We start from the raw sequence: 15835 nt of genomic DNA, 5'->3' as shown, positions 1-15835 counted from the left end.
TGGTGAGGAGGTGAAATCTTGGCAGAATTAGACGAATTGAGGGTACAGCCCCAGGATATTTTAGCGGAACAGTCGGTGTTGGGTGCCATTTTCCTAGACGAGGGCAAGCTGGTCTTTGTCCGTGAGTATATCGAGGCTGAAGACTTTTTCAAGCACGCTCATAAGCTGATTTTCAAGGCAATGATTGCGTTGGCGGACAAGAATGAGGCCATTGATGCGACGACTATGCGTAACTACTTGGTCAATCATGGTGACTTGGAAAATATCGGTGGCTTGGCTTATTTGGCAGAGATTATTAGTTCGGTACCGACGGCGGCCAATGCGGAGTTCTATGCCAAGATTGTCGCTGAGAAATCCAACCTGCGTAAGTTGATTGCTCGTCTGACAGAGGCTGTTAATCAGGCCTACGATGGAGCTGACGGGTCGGATGATATTATTGCCAATGCAGAGAAGGCCCTGATTGATGTCAGCGAAGGAGCTAGCCGTAGCGGTTTCAAACGGATTGACGATGTCCTCAATATCAACTTTGATAATCTGGAAACCCGTGCCAAGCAGACTTCGGACATTACGGGGATTGCGACGGGCTATCCTGCACTGGATGCAATGACGACAGGACTCCACGAGGAAGAGTTGATTATCCTTGCGGCCCGTCCTGCGGTGGGGAAAACGGCCTTTGCCCTCAATATCGCGCAAAATATCGGGACCAAGCTAGGCTTGACCGTCGCCATATTTTCTTTGGAAATGGGTGCAGAGAGCTTGGTGGACCGTATGCTGGCCTCGGAAGGGGTTATCAATTCGCGTGCCATTCGTACGGGTCACTTGACTCAAGAAGAGTGGAACAAGTATATGGTGGCTCAAGCCAATTTAGCGCGGGCTAGCATTTATATCGACGATACGCCGGGTATCAAAATTACGGAGATTCGCTCGCGGTCGAGGAAATTGGCCCAAGAAACCGGCAATCTCGGTCTGATTTTGATTGACTACTTGCAGTTGATTACAGGGACTGGTCGCGAAAACCGGCAACAAGAGGTTTCGGAGATTTCCCGTCAGCTGAAAATTCTGGCCAAGGAATTGAAAGTGCCGGTTATTGCCCTCAGTCAGCTGTCTCGTGGAGTTGAGCAACGGCAGGACAAACGTCCAGTTCTTTCTGATATTCGTGAATCGGGTTCGATTGAGCAGGATGCGGATATTGTTGCCTTCCTCTACCGTGATGATTATTATGAGCGGGGTGAGCAGGAAGACGGTGGTATTCCCAATAATACGGTCGAGGTTATCATCGAGAAAAACCGTTCGGGTGCGCGTGGCACCGTGGAACTCATGTTCCAAAAAGAGTACAATAAATTTGCAAGTATTTCCAAGAGAGAGGATGGATAGAGCATGAGTGATGCATTTACAGATGTTGCCAAGATGAAGCAAATCAAACAGGATATTAAGGACCATGAAGGGCAAATTGTGGAATTGACCCTGGAGAATGGGCGTAAGCGTGAAAAAAACAAGCAAGGTCGGATTATCGAGGTCTATCAGTCACTCTTTATTGTGGAGTATGAGGATCCAAACAATACCTTTGTGGAATCTTATACCTACTCAGACATCTTGACGGAGAAGATTTTGATTCATTATTTGGATTAATCGCTATAAAAGGCTTTACAGAGCCTTTTTTCTGTGCTATACTATTCTTTGTGCGAAATAACAGCAGGGCAAAATGAAGCTCGTCAACAGAAGGTCAGCAAGAAGAGTAATCGTTGCTGTTTCGATGAAGGCCTCCTGCACGAATCAGGTTTGCTTAAACAGTTATTTCCTACAACAATATTTTTTATTTTAGGAGGACATAACTATGTCACGTTATACAGGACCATCTTGGAAACAAGCTCGTCGTCTTGGCTTGTCATTGACAGGTACAGGTAAAGAATTGGCACGTCGTAACTACGTACCAGGTCAACACGGACCAAACAACCGATCTAAATTGTCAGAATACGGTTTGCAATTGGCTGAGAAACAAAAATTGCGTTTCTCTTACGGTTTGGGTGAAAAACAATTCCGTAACTTGTTCGTACAAGCAACTAAAATCAAACAAGGTACTCTTGGTTTCAACTTCATGCTTCTTTTGGAGCGTCGTTTGGACAACGTTGTGTACCGTCTTGGTTTGGCAACTACTCGTCGTCAAGCACGTCAATTCGTAAACCACGGTCACATCCTTGTTGACGGCAAACGCGTTGACATCCCTTCATACCGCGTTGAAGTTGGTCAAGTAATCTCAGTTCGTGAGAAGTCAATCAAAGTTCCAGCTATCCTTGAGGCTGTTGAAGCAACTCTTGGCCGTCCAGCTTTCGTATCATTCGATGCTGAAAAATTGGAAGGTTCATTGACTCGCTTGCCAGAGCGCGATGAAATCAACCCAGAAATCAACGAAGCACTTGTCGTAGAATTCTACAACAAAATGTTGTAATATTTTATTGAATATGATAGGCTGTAAAGCCTTGAAATTAAGCACTTTAGGCCTCTTTCCTAGAGTGCTTTTTTGATTTTACTACCCTTTTAGCTATCCCTAGCTAATTTTGATATAGTAAGAGGGTAGTCGCAAAACGCGACACCCTTATTTTTTATAAATTGCTGATAGCTGCCTCAAAGATTGAGACGGCTTTTTTTGCACCTTCCCTAGTGGCGTGAACGTAAGTATTTAAGGTCATGGCAATGTTTGAATGACCAAGCCTATACTGTAAGTCTTTGGCCTCTATCCCAGCGTAGAGCATAATAGTGGCGTGAGTATGGCGGAAACCATGAAAACTAATATCAGGGACACCAGCAGCCTTAAAATGCTTTTGTAGTCTTTTCCTGAGTAGGCAAGCGTAAGCGTATTTGGTAGTAAATGGAGTGAATACAATACTCACAGACCGCCCCAGCTTCCAGGCTTGAGCCTGCTGACGCTTTTTGTATTGCTTGAGCAACAACACAGTAGCCTTGTCTATTTCAATATCCCGCAGCCCTGATTTAGATTTTGGGGTATTCGTTTCTTGGTATCGATTGAGTGTTTTTGTTACGCTGATCGTACCGCTATCTAAGTCAATATCAGACCATTCTAGCGCCAGAGCCTCACCGATACGGCAACCAGTGGCCAGTAAAGTCTTGTAAAGAACGTAGTCAAAGAAATCGCCATAATTTGACTGATCCAAGCTATCCAGGTAATTAAGAAACTGTTTCAATTCTTGATTACTGAAGAACTTGACTTTTTGCTCTTTATTCTGTTGTTTACGTGGCACAATAACATCACGGGCGGGGTTATGTTGCAGCAGTTGCATAGTCACACCATATTGAAGAATGCGACGGTTGATATTGTTTAGAAAACTGTAATTGGCATAGGCACCCTGGACACCTCTATTGGCGTTATCAGCCCACTTATTGACTTGTTGCTGGATGATAGGAGTAGTAAGCCTATCTAGCTTGTAATCGCCAAATGCGGGCAAAATATGAAGTCTAACAATACCTTCCATAGATTGCTGGGAATTTGGCTTGATGGTATTCTTGTAACTTTCCCACCACAGAGCGACAAGCTCCCGATAAGTAGTGATGGTTGGTTTCTCTTTGACACAATTCCCGTTTTTCTCAAACTCCAATTGTGCTTGTCTAGCTTTGATTTTTACACCCTTTTTAGTGCTAGCCGTGACGGTTGTCCGTGCTTTCTTGCCGGTCAACTTGTCAACTCCAAGATAAACGCTTGAGCGGTACACGATAGTACCGTTTTTCTTTTTGTATTCTGTAATATTCATGATCATACCTTTCTAACATCAGTAAGCAAGTATGGGATTTAGTTAAGTATTTATCATGCTAGGGCTTACGAGAATAGCCCTATTTACGTTTATTTTGGTTTGATAGGGTAAATATACCAGTCAAGAGTAAAATGCAAATATGGGCGTTTTAGAGCGTTTGACAGGGTGAGCAGTATTCTGAGCTCATGAACTTCCAAATGTTGCAACGTTTCAACATTTAGGGAAGCCCCTGAGAGCGTGGAATAGCTATTTTCTTTCTTTTTCTAATTGTAGTTTTCGAAAATGTAATTCATCGCTAAAATCTAACAACCACGACATTACTTGACTAACTACATTGTAATCGCCAAAACCACTTAAACTCATTGTAGAAACTAATCTATCTAAAATTCGATTGGCCAGAAGTGTATCGGTTATCAAGTTGTCAATTTCTTCTATATCGTTAATATCTGTAATTGTTCGTAGCATGGAATAATCAACCGTAAACAGAGGTTTTTCCGATTTATCTTCATACCCCAACAGATACCCGACAGGTACCCCAAAATGATCAGCGAGTGCCTGGGCTTTGTCTGGTTTGATAGTATTGACGCCGTTTTCCCAATTTTGGAGTGTTCTGTATGAAACACCAATTTCTTTCGCTAGAGCTTGTTGGGACAAGCCTTTTTCTTTGCGTAAAATTTTTAATCTATTCATAATTTCAACACCTTTCACGCAAATTATAACATGACACCGAAAAAATGTACAATATTTTTTCAAAAAAAGTGTTGACTACGAAAAAATAAAGTGCTATTATACAAACATAGCACCGAATAACGGTGCAAACCAACCGCAACACCTTTCAATCTATTCAGGTTGGTTATCAAAACAGAAAGGAGAAAAGATCATGAAGAACAATATGCGTGTATTGTTAGCCAAACGCCGTGAGAAAGTTTCACACGTCGCAGAGGCTACAGGCATTTCAAAAAGCACTTTGACGGCTTTGTACTACGAACGTACCAAGAAGCCAGATATTGAAACGCTTCAAAAAGTCGCAAACTATTTAGGCGTGACGATTGATGAACTACTAACGCCAGAGGAATAAGAAAGGAGCAGACAATGAATAATTTTATGACAATTGGAACAGGTCACACGATGACTACAACAGACGGTACACAATACATTTCAAGCCGTGACATCGCAGAATGGACTGAGAAACGACATGACCATCTTATACGAGACATTGAAAAATATATCTGTGTTTTTAGTGATGATGAGCAAACCCCAATTTTGGGGAATGGCATAACACCAAGGGTTGAGGGCTATTTTATCGCCGATACTTACCAAGCAGAAGACGGTGGACGAGCTTATAAAATGTTTTGGTGCAGTCGCAAAGGTTGCGAGATGATCGCGAATAAGATGACAGGCAAGAAAGGTATTTTATTTACAGCCCAGTATATTGAAGCCTTTCACGCTATGGAAAAGGAATGTAAAAAGCCCAAGCGTGAGCTAAAACGTAAGCCAATCGGAGCGAGGGAAGCAGCATTCATGAAAGAAATTGACATCTACCAACGCATGGCAAACGCTGAACGTTTCTACGTGGACACGCTCGCCCAGGCGATTGCAGAAACTACTGACATGCTAGAAAAGAGCTATCTAACGCATAAGCTAACAAAATTCATGCAGGAAGTAGCACACTAAAAACGACAACAAAAAAGGCTTTGAGAGCGACCAAACTTCCAAGCCTTCCACTAAACAACTAAAACCACAAAAGCAAGTATGGGATTTAGTTAGGTATTTATTTAATTATACCACAAACAGATATATTTGAACAGGCAAATAAAAAAAATAGCACGTATAGTAAAAACCAATTACAGAAAAAAATGAGGTATTTATAAAATGCAAGAAATGACAATAGAAACAGCGTTAGTGCTTATCGCAATACTAACACCGCTGAACATCTTTCTATGGCTACATCTAGGAACGTATCAGCTCCATAGCAAGCCTAAAACCAAGCCAGAGAGTAACAACACCAGACGGCTAACAAATGCGAACTACGGGGCCTATATTCAATCACAGGGCAGATATTACAATTAGGAGGATGGACATGAACAAATTAGAACAGATAGTTGAGGAAATCAAGGAGCAACGCCCAGCACTCTATGGGCTTATCATTGGCATCATAGAGAACAAAATACCTAAAGAGGAAGAAGAACGTTTTTTGACACTTTCCCAAGAAGATAAAAAGCAATGGATCATTGACTGGACGAATCTGCTGGAGGTGCAAGCATGAGCATACTGTCACGAGAAACGGAGTTAGATATATTAGGAGTAGTGGATAGACACCTGGATAAACGCCTGGAGCTGGAGAAGCAAAAACTAGAACATTTTGACCTGATACCAGCGGACGAAGTAGCTGACAAGTTGAATGTTTCTGGAACTACGCTGAGAAATTGGGAGCATATGGGCCTGCAACGGTATCAGTCACCATTTGAGAATAGCAAGAAAATATTTTACCGAGCGAGTGACATATACAACTTTTTGGCGGTTGAGTGAGTAAAAAGGGTAATAAATTTTGAGATTATCCGCAGAAACTCAATAAAATCAATAGTTTATAGCGTTGGATATTATAACAATTTCAAATAAAGGAGAAAGCAACATGAACGAATTTTACACAGGCGAGCTTGAGAACCTTGTCATTGAACTACAAAACCGAATCAACGAGCTAGAGGAACGACTGGAGCGGTTAGAAAATGATTTACGAGGCTAGGGGTTTTCAGAATAATCTAGTCTATCCGTTTGATAGGTTAGAACCGTTTGAGTACATAGCACAGTTTAGACCTATGAAAGTACCAGAGGGGGCGGACATTGAGCAATTCAAACGCACACAAGCCCCCTATTGTATCAGTGGCAAAGTCACAGCAGATAAAAAAGGCACTCACAGGCGGAATAATTCAAGCCTTGTCTATCGCGATTTAGTTTTCTTGGACTATGACGAGCTAGAAGCAAGCGTAGACTTTCCCAGAATCGTTTCTGAGGCACTTTCTGACTATTCCTATATCATTTACCCAACTATCAAACACACGGCTGAGAAGCCCCGTTACAGGCTTGTAGTGAAGCCTAGTCACAAGATGAAAGAAACAACCTACAGGGCAACAGTGCAAGAGATAGCGGACAAAATCGGACTACCATTTGACCTTGCTAGTCTTACATGGTCACAGTTGCAAGGCTTACCCGTGACGGCTGGAGATCCAGAAGAATATCAGAAAATTATTCACAGGGGGAGCGATTACCCTATTCAAGCGGTATTGGATAAACAGCCGACAAAAAGGGCTGTAACTACTACTTACACCCCACGACCTAGCGGACACCGTTCAATCACTATGAGGGTTATAGATACGCTTTTTAATGGCTTTGGAGATGAAGGCGGTAGGAATGTAGCAGTTACCCGATTTGTAGGCTTATTAGTTGGTAAATGGGTCAACTGTGATATACCGACAGCGTGGGAGCTTACACAGATCGCCAACAGCGTAACGGCTGATCCATTGCCAGTTGACGAACTAGAAACAACGTTTGAAAGCATTGTAAAAACAGAAATAAGAAAGAGAGGGCTAGGAGTATCGAACTAGAACAATTACAGGCAGAGATGGAGCAGGTCAGCACTGTTTCAGAGCCTACAAGTATGAAGGAACTTTATAACACATTATACGAACTTGGCGCAATCTGGAGAGAAGAACACCAGTACACAGTCAACGAGGGCAAGAAGAATGAAAAAATAGTAATTCCAATCCCAGAAGTCAGCACCGTTGCTAAGTATCTAAAACAGGTTTGTCACTTTGCTTTCATCTCCACGGGTGACAGTTCGGACAAGTCACCGCTATACTTGTATCACTATGACAAGGGAATTTATACCGATAGCGCGGACTTATTCAACAAACTATGTGCAAAGTTTGACAGCAGGCTCAAGCCTAGAGTATGGGCAGACATTCGGGCATTTATTCGGACAACTACCCGAATTTATAAACCTTTCAGCGACCACACACGCATACCAGTAGCGAACGGGGTGTTTAATCTCAAGACAAAGCAATTAGAACCATTTAGCCCTGATTTTGTTATCACAAGCAAGATTAGAACGGCATACAATGGAGCAGCAAGAAAACCAATACTAGATGGCTGGTTTGACTTTGAACAATGGCTAAAAATCATTGCATGCGGTGACAGTGAAATATATGCTTTATTGTGGCAGATCATGAATGAGGCTATTAACCCAAATAGGACACGGGGAAAACTTGCAATTCTATTAGGTGACGGCAACAACGGTAAGGGCACATTTCAGAGCCTACTGATGAACCTGATAGGAGCGGACAAGGTGGCAACCTTACGCCCCGACCAATTCGAGGGGCACAACTTAGCCAGTCTGGCGGGTAAAGTTTGTAATATCGGTGATGATATTTCTAACAGATACATCGATGAAGTTTCTGATTTGATGAGTATTGTCACAGGCGACACCGTCACGATTAACCCAAAACATCAACAACCGTTTGAACTGAGTTTAAAACTATTCTGTTTGTTTTCTGCTAACGAGTTGCCAAGAGTTCGGAACAAGTCACAAGGCTGGTATAGACGGCTTTGTATTGTACCCTTTAAGGCTGATTTTAATGGCCAGAAAGAACGCCCAGAGATTAAGAATGTGTTTTTTAAAGACCAAGAGCTATTGGAATGGGTACTATTTAAAATCTTGAACATGCCAGCGTTTGACAAGTTTATTGAACCCGAAGCAGTGGCCAAAGAGATTGACAGCTACAAGAAAGAAAATGACTACTTATACGCATTTGTGACGGACGACTACACCGAACGGGATTTACATTTGATTGAGCGTGTACCGTTGAAGTGGATAAAAGAAGAATATCGGACTTTTTTAGCTGAGAATGATCTATCGGCACATATTCCGTACAGTTTCGGGAAAGACCTTGTTAGAATCTTGAGGGTACACACAGGCGGTAAGTATTCACTCAGACAAGGCAGATTGAAGAAAAAAGAAGCCGAAGTTTTTCCCTATCCGCTGACCATTGCAGAGTACACCGAATACCCCCTACGGTTGGTTGAAAAAGATGAGTAGATTTTGTAGTCGTTGTAGTCGTTGTGTAGTCGTTGTTTTTTTGGAGAACGACTACACAATTTATTCAATCATATCAAGGGTTTAAGTGTTGTTTGTAGTCGTTGTAGTCGTTGTTTTTTAAGTATGTATATAGGAAAGTAAAAAAGAGCTATATATAAAAAATAAAACTTTTTTTGAAAAGAACGACTACATTCACTACAAAGTGGCTAAACCCTTACGGGACAAGGGTTTGACAGTGTAGTTATTCTTTTTTGAAAAGAACTACTACATTCCAAAAGTTTACATAATTTATCTTAAAGTGAGGAAAAAACATGAAAATTGAACTATTTAGAAAATCTTACGAAGAAAGCCTACAAGATTTTGAAAACCGAGTAAATGACTTTATGGCAACTGTAGAAGTGATTGACGTGAAAATAAATGTAATCACCGCCCTCGGTGGCAGTTTGTTACAGATGATCACTGTATTATACAAAGATAACCAAAAACAAACAAATTAGAGGGGGTGGGCATGAGAGAAGAGATTGAACTACTTCAAACAGTACTCAAAGGCTTTATTTTATATAATAAACATGGTATAATAGTGAAAGAGAAAACCCCAGACTTTGGGGAGATAACTCTACATTTTCTAGATGGCAAGTTTACACGTCTTGAAAAGAAAGAAATCAAAAAATAGTCTATTGGGAACAACCCTGGGGCGCACTACATGACAGTTATTGTTTTGTTTAGTGTGCCCATTTTTGTTTGCAGAAAGGAGGTAAAAAATGAGTAAGCAGCGAATTCTAAAAAGACTAAAAAATATTGAGTTAGCAATAGCCAATAAAAAATACAACCTGGAAGAAATCATCGCCGAATGGCTAGCAGTGATCCGCCAGATGATATGTTACCCAGATATTCAGAAACAACTTGAGGAAATGCCGTATGAAATAAATTTCCGTACGTTCGCAGAGAATGATGAATTCAGAAAACAAATCAAAACCATTTTAAAAGAGGAGAATTAACAAAATGACATTACAATTAAATTATGCAAAGACAAATGAATATAAAGCAATTTTTAAAAAATACTTGGATGGTGTGATTGAGTGGCGCAAAAAAGTAGCCTATGATGTTCGCCCAGAAGTTATTGAAACATTCAGGAAAAAACTAAAAAAAGAAACTGAAGAAGCCAACAATGATTACAAAAATAAAAAGATGACGGAAGCACGTCACCAGATGGAAGTCATTGAAAAGCAATTTAAAAATACCCGCAATACATACACAGATCCACAAGCGGAAATTTTACGCAGACAAGATTTTGACTTGGAATTTTCAATCATGGATCGCGAGGACATTATTGAATTGTTAAGCGATGAACAGCGGAATTTTTCAAACTATGAACTCAAAAGAATTCAAGCCGCTTATCCTGATGATTATAAAATTGCATCATTGCTTGAGAATCAGCAATTAAAACGTGACGGCCAATGGCTAGAAGATCCGTTTTATAAAGAATGGCAGCAGGATTATTCAGTTTTATTTCAAACTAAAACCGCAGGGCTGGACATTGTCTATTTCCCTAATAATTCGGACAATGGTTACACATTTGAAAATTTAGACCTTTTCCTATCAAGTAACCAGCATGTTACGGCACTGGACTACCATATTCAAAAAATCAGCCAACTAATCAACGAGATCCCGACGGTGAAAAAAGCAGATAAGCCAGCGTTTTTCAAACCCGAACCCGTGAAAAAAATGGAGTTTGAAGAATTTGACGACCGTATTTATAGAATAAGCCCAAATTACGACGTTACAATCCGCTTCAAATATCTGAAAGAGCGTTTTGACGATACAACTACAGACAGATGGGATTTTACCCGTGATGATTATGATGCTTACCGCCATTTACAATTTCTTGAAAAACGCCATGACTTGAAACTGCAAAACGATGAAGAGTATAGAAAACAATACTACGCAGTTGAAACAGCTATAAAATACGAACTTGAACAGAAGAAAGTGAATTTTAATGAATAGCGAGAAATTAACGCCTAAGCAAGAGAAGTTTATGCTTGCCTTGATGACTGCACCGACGGTCACCGAGGCAAGCAAGCTTGCTGGAATTGCAAGGAGTACAGGGCAGAAATATCTAAAAGACGTTACATTCAAACGAGCTTACAGACAATACCGCACAGACATCATGCAGCAAGCTACAGGCAAGTTGCAGAATGCTAGCATACGAGCTGTAGAAGTTTTAGAAGAAATTATGAACGATGAAACGGTCAGCCCTTACGCACGACAACAGGCGGCGCAGACTATTCTGAATATGGCTATGAAGTCGCATGAGGTGGATAACGTGCTTGAAATTGTTGAAGAGCTGGAGTTAAGAATAGCGGAGGAATGATGGTAAGCGAATTGAAAAAGAAAGCGCTAAAACTTAAAGATCAATATATGCACAATAACGATTGGTTTGTGTTTATCAATTATGATACAGACGGATTTATAAAGATTACTAAGCGAAAGCCTAACGGAGAAAAAACAAGTGTTTTTAGAGTTGCCAACGAAGCAGAGGTTTGTGAAACGATAAAAAGTTTTTGTTTAACTGAGCATGATTTTATTTTCGATGATAGACTATAAAAGCAGCCTTTGCAGATCATTGGGGTTGGACATGATGGAGGGCGGGTGTAAATGGATTTAAAACAGCTAGCAAAGAGAAAACTGGAGGAGTTTCATAGGTGGTGCAGGGTTTCAAATCTATTTCATGAACCGACAGAAAGCTTTGACAATTGGCTGATACCGTCATTAGAATTTGATCCAGAGGATTACAAAGACAGAAAACACGATTGGCAACGCGAAGCCCCTGAAGAAGTGAATGAGATTATAAAGGCAGTCAATGCAATAGCTAAACCACGACATCGAGCTGTACTCATCATGAGTTATATATCACCCGAAAAGTTACGATCAGCAGAGCAGGCACAACGACTTGCCATTAAGTCATCTACTTACTACTTGGCCAAGAATGAAGCTTTGGAAGAATTCGCTAATTGTTATCGTGACGGGGCTATAAAGGATGACAAATATACTCAATGAATTGTATAATACATTCGTCAGCAATCAAAAAAGCGTATCGAATTGATACGCTGATTCTTGCTTACTGAACTCATCTTTTTAATTCCCTTTTTAGTTACCCTTTATGTTTCCCCTACTTGTCCAAGTGTTTGAAATTTTGATAGAATTAAGGTAAAATCTAATCAAAACAGGCTTTGTTTGTAGGTACTGAAACATTGTCAGATAACAAAATGCTCTAAGATTTGTTCAAAGTTAAAAGCCCTATTCTGGGCTTTTTCCATATCAATTAGGAGGAAAAATGGTACGAAAATTCATTGGCATTGTACTAGTCATTCTCGGTCTGACATCAATCATTTACTTTGTCAAGTCAACGAGTCAACCTGTTAATGCTGCGTCTGAATATGCGGAAGCTGTTAAGTCTTATCAAGAACTAAGTATTGACCAAGTAGAGAATAAATTAGCAAACAAGGATTCATTTTTCTTGTATGTTGGTCGGGAATCTTGTCAATATTGTAGAGCCTTTGTTCCCAAATTGAGTCAAACAGTTGAACAAACACAACAAACTGTCTATTATTTGGATAGTGAAGAAGATCCAACTGGTCAATTAGAGCAGTTTCTAAAGGCAAGTGGTATCGAAACGGTTCCAAGCTTGTTATATATTGAAGGAGGAAAAGCAGTTTCCATACTTCAAAAAGGTAGTCAGGCTACAATAGAAGAAATTGAGCAATTTTTTGCACAATTCGACAAATAAGACAAGTAATAAGAATGCACTGGCAATAGCTTGTGCATTTTTGGTTTTACTGCACAATTTCATTTGTTCCTTTAGAATATATATTGAAATAAATTAAACAAAATGGTATAATGTGAATATCATAACAAATCGGAGGAGTTTATGAAAAAGAAAACTTGGTTAGGTTTGCTTTTTAGCCTAGTTGCAGTTCTATTTTTAGTCGCATGTGGTGGTAAGGCTGAGAAAACAGTTACATCTACCTCTTCTTCAATCACAACAGAATCATCTTCAAAAGAAGAAGCTGTTTCAGGTGCGTCACAACGTGAATACACGGACCCATCCGAATTGAAAGACAGCTATGATGTTGTCGTAGTTGGTTCCGGTGGTGCAGGTATGGCATCAGCAATCGCTGCTAAACAAGCAGGTGCGACAGTTACCGTTCTTGAAAAAATGCCAATTATCGGCGGGAACACGTCTAAGTCATCTGGTGGTATGAATGCCTCAGAAACTAAGTTCCAAAAGGAGCAAAATATTCCTGATACCAACGACCTCTTCTACGAAGAAAGTCTTAAAGGTGGTAAGGGAACAAACAACCCTGAATTGCTGCGTTACATGGTAGATAATTCAGCAGAAGCTATTGATTGGTTGGATAGCATTGGTATCACACTTAGTGACGTTACCTTCTCTGGTGGTTTCTCTCAACCTCGTATCCACCGTCCAGCGGATGGTTCAGCAGTTGGTGGCTACCTTGTCAATGGTCTTTACAATAACTTGATGGAAAATGAGATTCCAATCTTTGTCAATGCGGATGTGACTGAAATCACTGAAAAAGATGGCGCGGTTTCAGGTGTCAAAGTGAAAGTTGCTGGCGAAGAAAAAACAATTGCTGCTAAGGCTGTTGTCGATGCGGCTGGTGGTTTTGGTGCTAATATGGACATGATCACCAAGGAAAAACCTGAATTGGACGGTTATGTAACAACCAACCATGAAGGTGCAACTGGTGACGGTATTGCCCTCGCTCAAAAATTGGGTGCAGCAACTGTCCAAATGGACCAAATCCAAATTCACCCAACTGTATACCAAGAAGAAGGTCAGGATCCATTCCTTGTATCGGAAGCAATCCGTGGGGAAGGTGCGATCCTTGTCAACAAGGAAGGAAACCGTTTCTACAATGAAATGGAAACACGTGATAACGTTTCTGCAGCTATCAATGCTTTGCCAGAAAAACACGCCTTCATCGTCTTTGGACAAGATCTTCGTGAGCATTCTAAATCAATCGATACTTATGAAGAGCGTGGTATGACAGTTAAGGCTGACACAATCGAAGATTTGGCAAAAGAAATCGGTATTCCAGCTGAAAACTTGAAAGCAACTATTGAAAAATGGAATGGCTATGTGGCCGCCAAAGACGATACAGAATTTGGTCGTAAAACAGCTATGGACCGTGATATTGCCAAAGGTCCATTCTATGCGATTAAGATTGCACCAGGGATCCACCATACAATGGGCGGTCTTAAAATCAATACCAATACAGAAGTATTGAAGGAAGATGGTTCAGCAATTCCTGGTCTTTATGCGGCAGGTGAGGTTACTGGTGGCGTACACGGTAACAACCGTATGGGTGGTAATGCCGTTGCGGACATCGTAGTCTTCGGTCGCCAAGCAGGTACAAAAGCTGCTGAATTTGCGAAAAAATAATCAATGATATAACGGAAAGGGTTCTTCGGAGCCTTTTCTTGTTGTCTACTTTTATCAATGATATACTGGAGTTATGAAGAAAAAAGTTATTCCAATTGTTTTATTAATTAGCCTGATTTTGGTTTGGCGCCTTTCTGTTCATCAATCGGTCGCTGCCTATCCAAGCGTTACCTTGACCAAGGAGGATCAAATTTGGATTATCAGTGATCTCCATTATCTGTCACCAACTTTATTTGATTCAGGAGAGGCTTTCTCCTATATCGAAAAGACGGCTGCTGGTAAGGAGCTCCGCTATGGAAAAGAGCGGATGGATGCTCTTTTGGAGCAGGTCAAACGGGATAAGCCCAAGCATTTGCTGGTCAGTGGAGATTTGACCCTCAATGGTGAAAAGCAGAGCATGCTGGAGTTGGCGGGGTATTTTGGGAAGATGGAGAAAGCTGGTACCCAGGTGCAGGTGATTCCCGGAAATCATGATATAGCCAGTGGCTGGGCGCGCGCCTTTAAGGGAGACCAGCAGGAAGTGGTTGCTCAGGTTTCCCATAAGGATTTTGCGGAGATTTTTGTAGATTTTGGTTATAATCAAGCGGCCAATCGCGATGCCCATTCTCTTAGTTATTTGAGCAAGGTTTCTTCTAATCTGTGGTTTATCATGCTGGATTCCAATATCTACAGCGATGGGATGGGAAAAGGAGGTCCAAAGACCAATGGTCGGATTAAGAAGGAGACGCTAGACTGGATGGAGGAACAGTTGCAGGCGGCTGAAGAGGCTGGTGTGCAGGCCCTTCCAGTTGTTCACCACAATGTCCTTCGGCAGCACCACATGCTGTCCAAAGGCTATACTCTGGATAATACGATAGATGTCAAGCGGCTATTGGATCGCTATGGGGTTCAATTTGGTTTTTCTGGCCATACGCATGCCCAGAACATTGTTTCAGAAGACCTTGGAAAGACCACTTATACTGAGGTGGTGAACGGAGCCTTCTCAGTCTATCCTGCTGTAATAGGTCAGGTGACTGTGGATAAGTCTGGCTTAGATTATCAAAAAGGGCAATTGGATACGGCTTTTTGGGCAAAAAAAGCTCAGCCTACAAATCCAGATTTGCGTGAATTAACAGCTCATATGCAGTCTGTTTTTGACAATAGTAGCGACATTATGGTCCACCGGATGATGCATGATGAGGGTTGGTACTCTACGGAGGTTGCGGAGAGCATTTCTCGGTTTATGGTACCAGTCAATCGCGCTTACTTTTCTGGTGAGAAGATTGACCAGAATTGGTTGGCAAAGGATGTTTATCCTAGCCAGGCTTATAAGGAGTTAAGCAAGGTCAATCCTAAGAGTTTCCTTTATGATTATGCCGAACATATCTTTTTACGAAGTCAAGAAAGGGATGTGGAGAAGGTTTTTATGGAAATGAAACCCTAGTTTTCCACAGAAAATGTCATTTTTACACAAGTTTTCCACAGTTTGTGCAAAACTTGCTCATAGATTTGCAAAACCCGGCATTTGTCGGCTTT

At 41.1% G+C, this 15835-nt stretch carries 21 protein-coding genes; 19 read left to right on the top strand and 2 right to left on the bottom strand.

Annotated elements, in window-relative coordinates; all coding sequences use genetic code 11:
• The first annotated feature begins 18 nt into the window (after window positions 1-18).
• The 3 genes from dnaB to rpsD all read left to right on the top strand — a co-directional run bounded on the left by dnaB (window position 19) and on the right by rpsD (window position 2446).
• A complete protein-coding gene (dnaB, locus tag ACHBID_RS05720; protein ID WP_105138580.1) occupies window positions 19-1374 on the top strand; it encodes a replicative DNA helicase in 1356 nt (451 codons plus the stop codon).
• A 3-nt stretch (window positions 1375-1377) separates the two neighbouring features.
• A complete protein-coding gene (locus ACHBID_RS05715; RefSeq protein ID WP_105111313.1) occupies window positions 1378-1629 on the top strand; it encodes a Veg family protein in 252 nt (83 codons plus the stop codon).
• A gap of 205 nt (window positions 1630-1834) precedes the next feature.
• Entirely contained in the window at window positions 1835-2446 is a 612-nt protein-coding gene (rpsD, locus tag ACHBID_RS05710) for a 30S ribosomal protein S4 (RefSeq protein WP_002938227.1), read from the top strand.
• A 154-nt stretch (window positions 2447-2600) separates the two neighbouring features.
• Here rpsD and ACHBID_RS05705 read toward each other — a convergent pair whose 3' ends face one another.
• A complete protein-coding gene (locus tag ACHBID_RS05705; protein ID WP_394731829.1) occupies window positions 2601-3764 on the bottom strand; it encodes a tyrosine-type recombinase/integrase in 1164 nt (387 codons plus the stop codon).
• Window positions 3765-4010: 246 nt separating this feature from the next.
• Window positions 4011-4454 (bottom strand): helix-turn-helix transcriptional regulator, encoded by a 444-nt coding sequence (locus ACHBID_RS05700; RefSeq protein ID WP_105111311.1) that lies wholly within the window; start codon window positions 4452-4454, stop codon window positions 4011-4013.
• Between the two features lie 190 nt (window positions 4455-4644).
• Between ACHBID_RS05700 and ACHBID_RS05695 the strand changes: the two genes are divergently transcribed.
• The 16 genes from ACHBID_RS05695 to ACHBID_RS05620 all read left to right on the top strand — a co-directional run bounded on the left by ACHBID_RS05695 (window position 4645) and on the right by ACHBID_RS05620 (window position 15743).
• Complete coding sequence (locus tag ACHBID_RS05695) at window positions 4645-4842, top strand: helix-turn-helix transcriptional regulator (protein WP_024402253.1); 198 nt, start codon at window positions 4645-4647, stop codon at window positions 4840-4842.
• A gap of 14 nt (window positions 4843-4856) precedes the next feature.
• Window positions 4857-5438, top strand: a complete 582-nt coding sequence (locus tag ACHBID_RS05690) for a Rha family transcriptional regulator (RefSeq protein WP_394731831.1) — start codon at window positions 4857-4859, stop codon at window positions 5436-5438.
• 406 nt (window positions 5439-5844) lie between these two features.
• Window positions 5845-6030 carry a hypothetical protein gene (locus ACHBID_RS05685; protein ID WP_394731832.1) on the top strand — a complete coding sequence of 62 codons (186 nt, stop codon included), beginning with the start codon at window positions 5845-5847 and terminating at the stop codon, window positions 6028-6030.
• A complete protein-coding gene (locus ACHBID_RS05680) occupies window positions 6027-6293 on the top strand; it encodes a DNA-binding protein (RefSeq protein ID WP_172095116.1) in 267 nt (88 codons plus the stop codon). Before ACHBID_RS05685 ends, ACHBID_RS05680 begins: the two co-directional genes overlap by 4 nt.
• A gap of 197 nt (window positions 6294-6490) precedes the next feature.
• Window positions 6491-7366, top strand: coding sequence for a primase alpha helix C-terminal domain-containing protein (locus ACHBID_RS05675; protein WP_394731833.1), 876 nt, complete (start codon window positions 6491-6493; stop codon window positions 7364-7366).
• Window positions 7367-7383: 17 nt separating this feature from the next.
• Window positions 7384-8856, top strand: a complete 1473-nt coding sequence (locus ACHBID_RS05670) for a phage/plasmid primase, P4 family (protein WP_394734391.1) — start codon at window positions 7384-7386, stop codon at window positions 8854-8856.
• A gap of 311 nt (window positions 8857-9167) precedes the next feature.
• On the top strand, window positions 9168-9353 hold the full coding sequence (locus ACHBID_RS05665) for a hypothetical protein (protein WP_394731835.1): 186 nt from the start codon (window positions 9168-9170) through the stop codon (window positions 9351-9353).
• A gap of 11 nt (window positions 9354-9364) precedes the next feature.
• The gene (locus ACHBID_RS05660; RefSeq protein ID WP_162840654.1) at window positions 9365-9529 is read left to right on the top strand and encodes a hypothetical protein; all 165 of its coding nucleotides are present in this window, start codon (window positions 9365-9367) and stop codon (window positions 9527-9529) included.
• 88 nt (window positions 9530-9617) lie between these two features.
• Window positions 9618-9854, top strand: a complete 237-nt coding sequence (locus ACHBID_RS05655; RefSeq protein WP_394731836.1) for a hypothetical protein — start codon at window positions 9618-9620, stop codon at window positions 9852-9854.
• 4 nt (window positions 9855-9858) lie between these two features.
• Window positions 9859-10860 carry a hypothetical protein gene (locus ACHBID_RS05650; protein ID WP_394731837.1) on the top strand — a complete coding sequence of 334 codons (1002 nt, stop codon included), beginning with the start codon at window positions 9859-9861 and terminating at the stop codon, window positions 10858-10860.
• Window positions 10853-11227 (top strand): replication protein, encoded by a 375-nt coding sequence (locus ACHBID_RS05645; protein WP_394731838.1) that lies wholly within the window; start codon window positions 10853-10855, stop codon window positions 11225-11227. The genes ACHBID_RS05650 and ACHBID_RS05645 overlap by 8 nt, the downstream gene beginning before the upstream one ends.
• Window positions 11227-11460: a hypothetical protein gene (locus ACHBID_RS05640; RefSeq protein ID WP_394734390.1), complete on the top strand. Its 234-nt coding sequence runs from the start codon at window positions 11227-11229 to the stop codon at window positions 11458-11460. The genes ACHBID_RS05645 and ACHBID_RS05640 overlap by 1 nt, the downstream gene beginning before the upstream one ends.
• Window positions 11461-11511: 51 nt before the next feature.
• Entirely contained in the window at window positions 11512-11913 is a 402-nt protein-coding gene (locus ACHBID_RS05635) for a DUF1492 domain-containing protein (protein WP_394731840.1), read from the top strand.
• Window positions 11914-12190: 277 nt separating this feature from the next.
• Complete coding sequence (traF, locus tag ACHBID_RS05630; RefSeq protein WP_105110266.1) at window positions 12191-12643, top strand: conjugal transfer protein TraF; 453 nt, start codon at window positions 12191-12193, stop codon at window positions 12641-12643.
• A 141-nt stretch (window positions 12644-12784) separates the two neighbouring features.
• Window positions 12785-14320, top strand: a complete 1536-nt coding sequence (locus ACHBID_RS05625; RefSeq protein WP_394731841.1) for a flavocytochrome c — start codon at window positions 12785-12787, stop codon at window positions 14318-14320.
• A gap of 73 nt (window positions 14321-14393) precedes the next feature.
• Window positions 14394-15743, top strand: a complete 1350-nt coding sequence (locus ACHBID_RS05620; protein ID WP_394731842.1) for a metallophosphoesterase — start codon at window positions 14394-14396, stop codon at window positions 15741-15743.
• Window positions 15744-15835: the final 92 nt, after the last annotated feature.

The organism is Streptococcus sp. A25, from assembly GCF_043674095.1.
Classification (GTDB): domain Bacteria; phylum Bacillota; class Bacilli; order Lactobacillales; family Streptococcaceae; genus Streptococcus; species Streptococcus suis_V.
The sequence above is the reverse complement of the archived record's forward strand: the minus strand, read 5'-3'. Positions and strand labels throughout refer to the sequence as shown.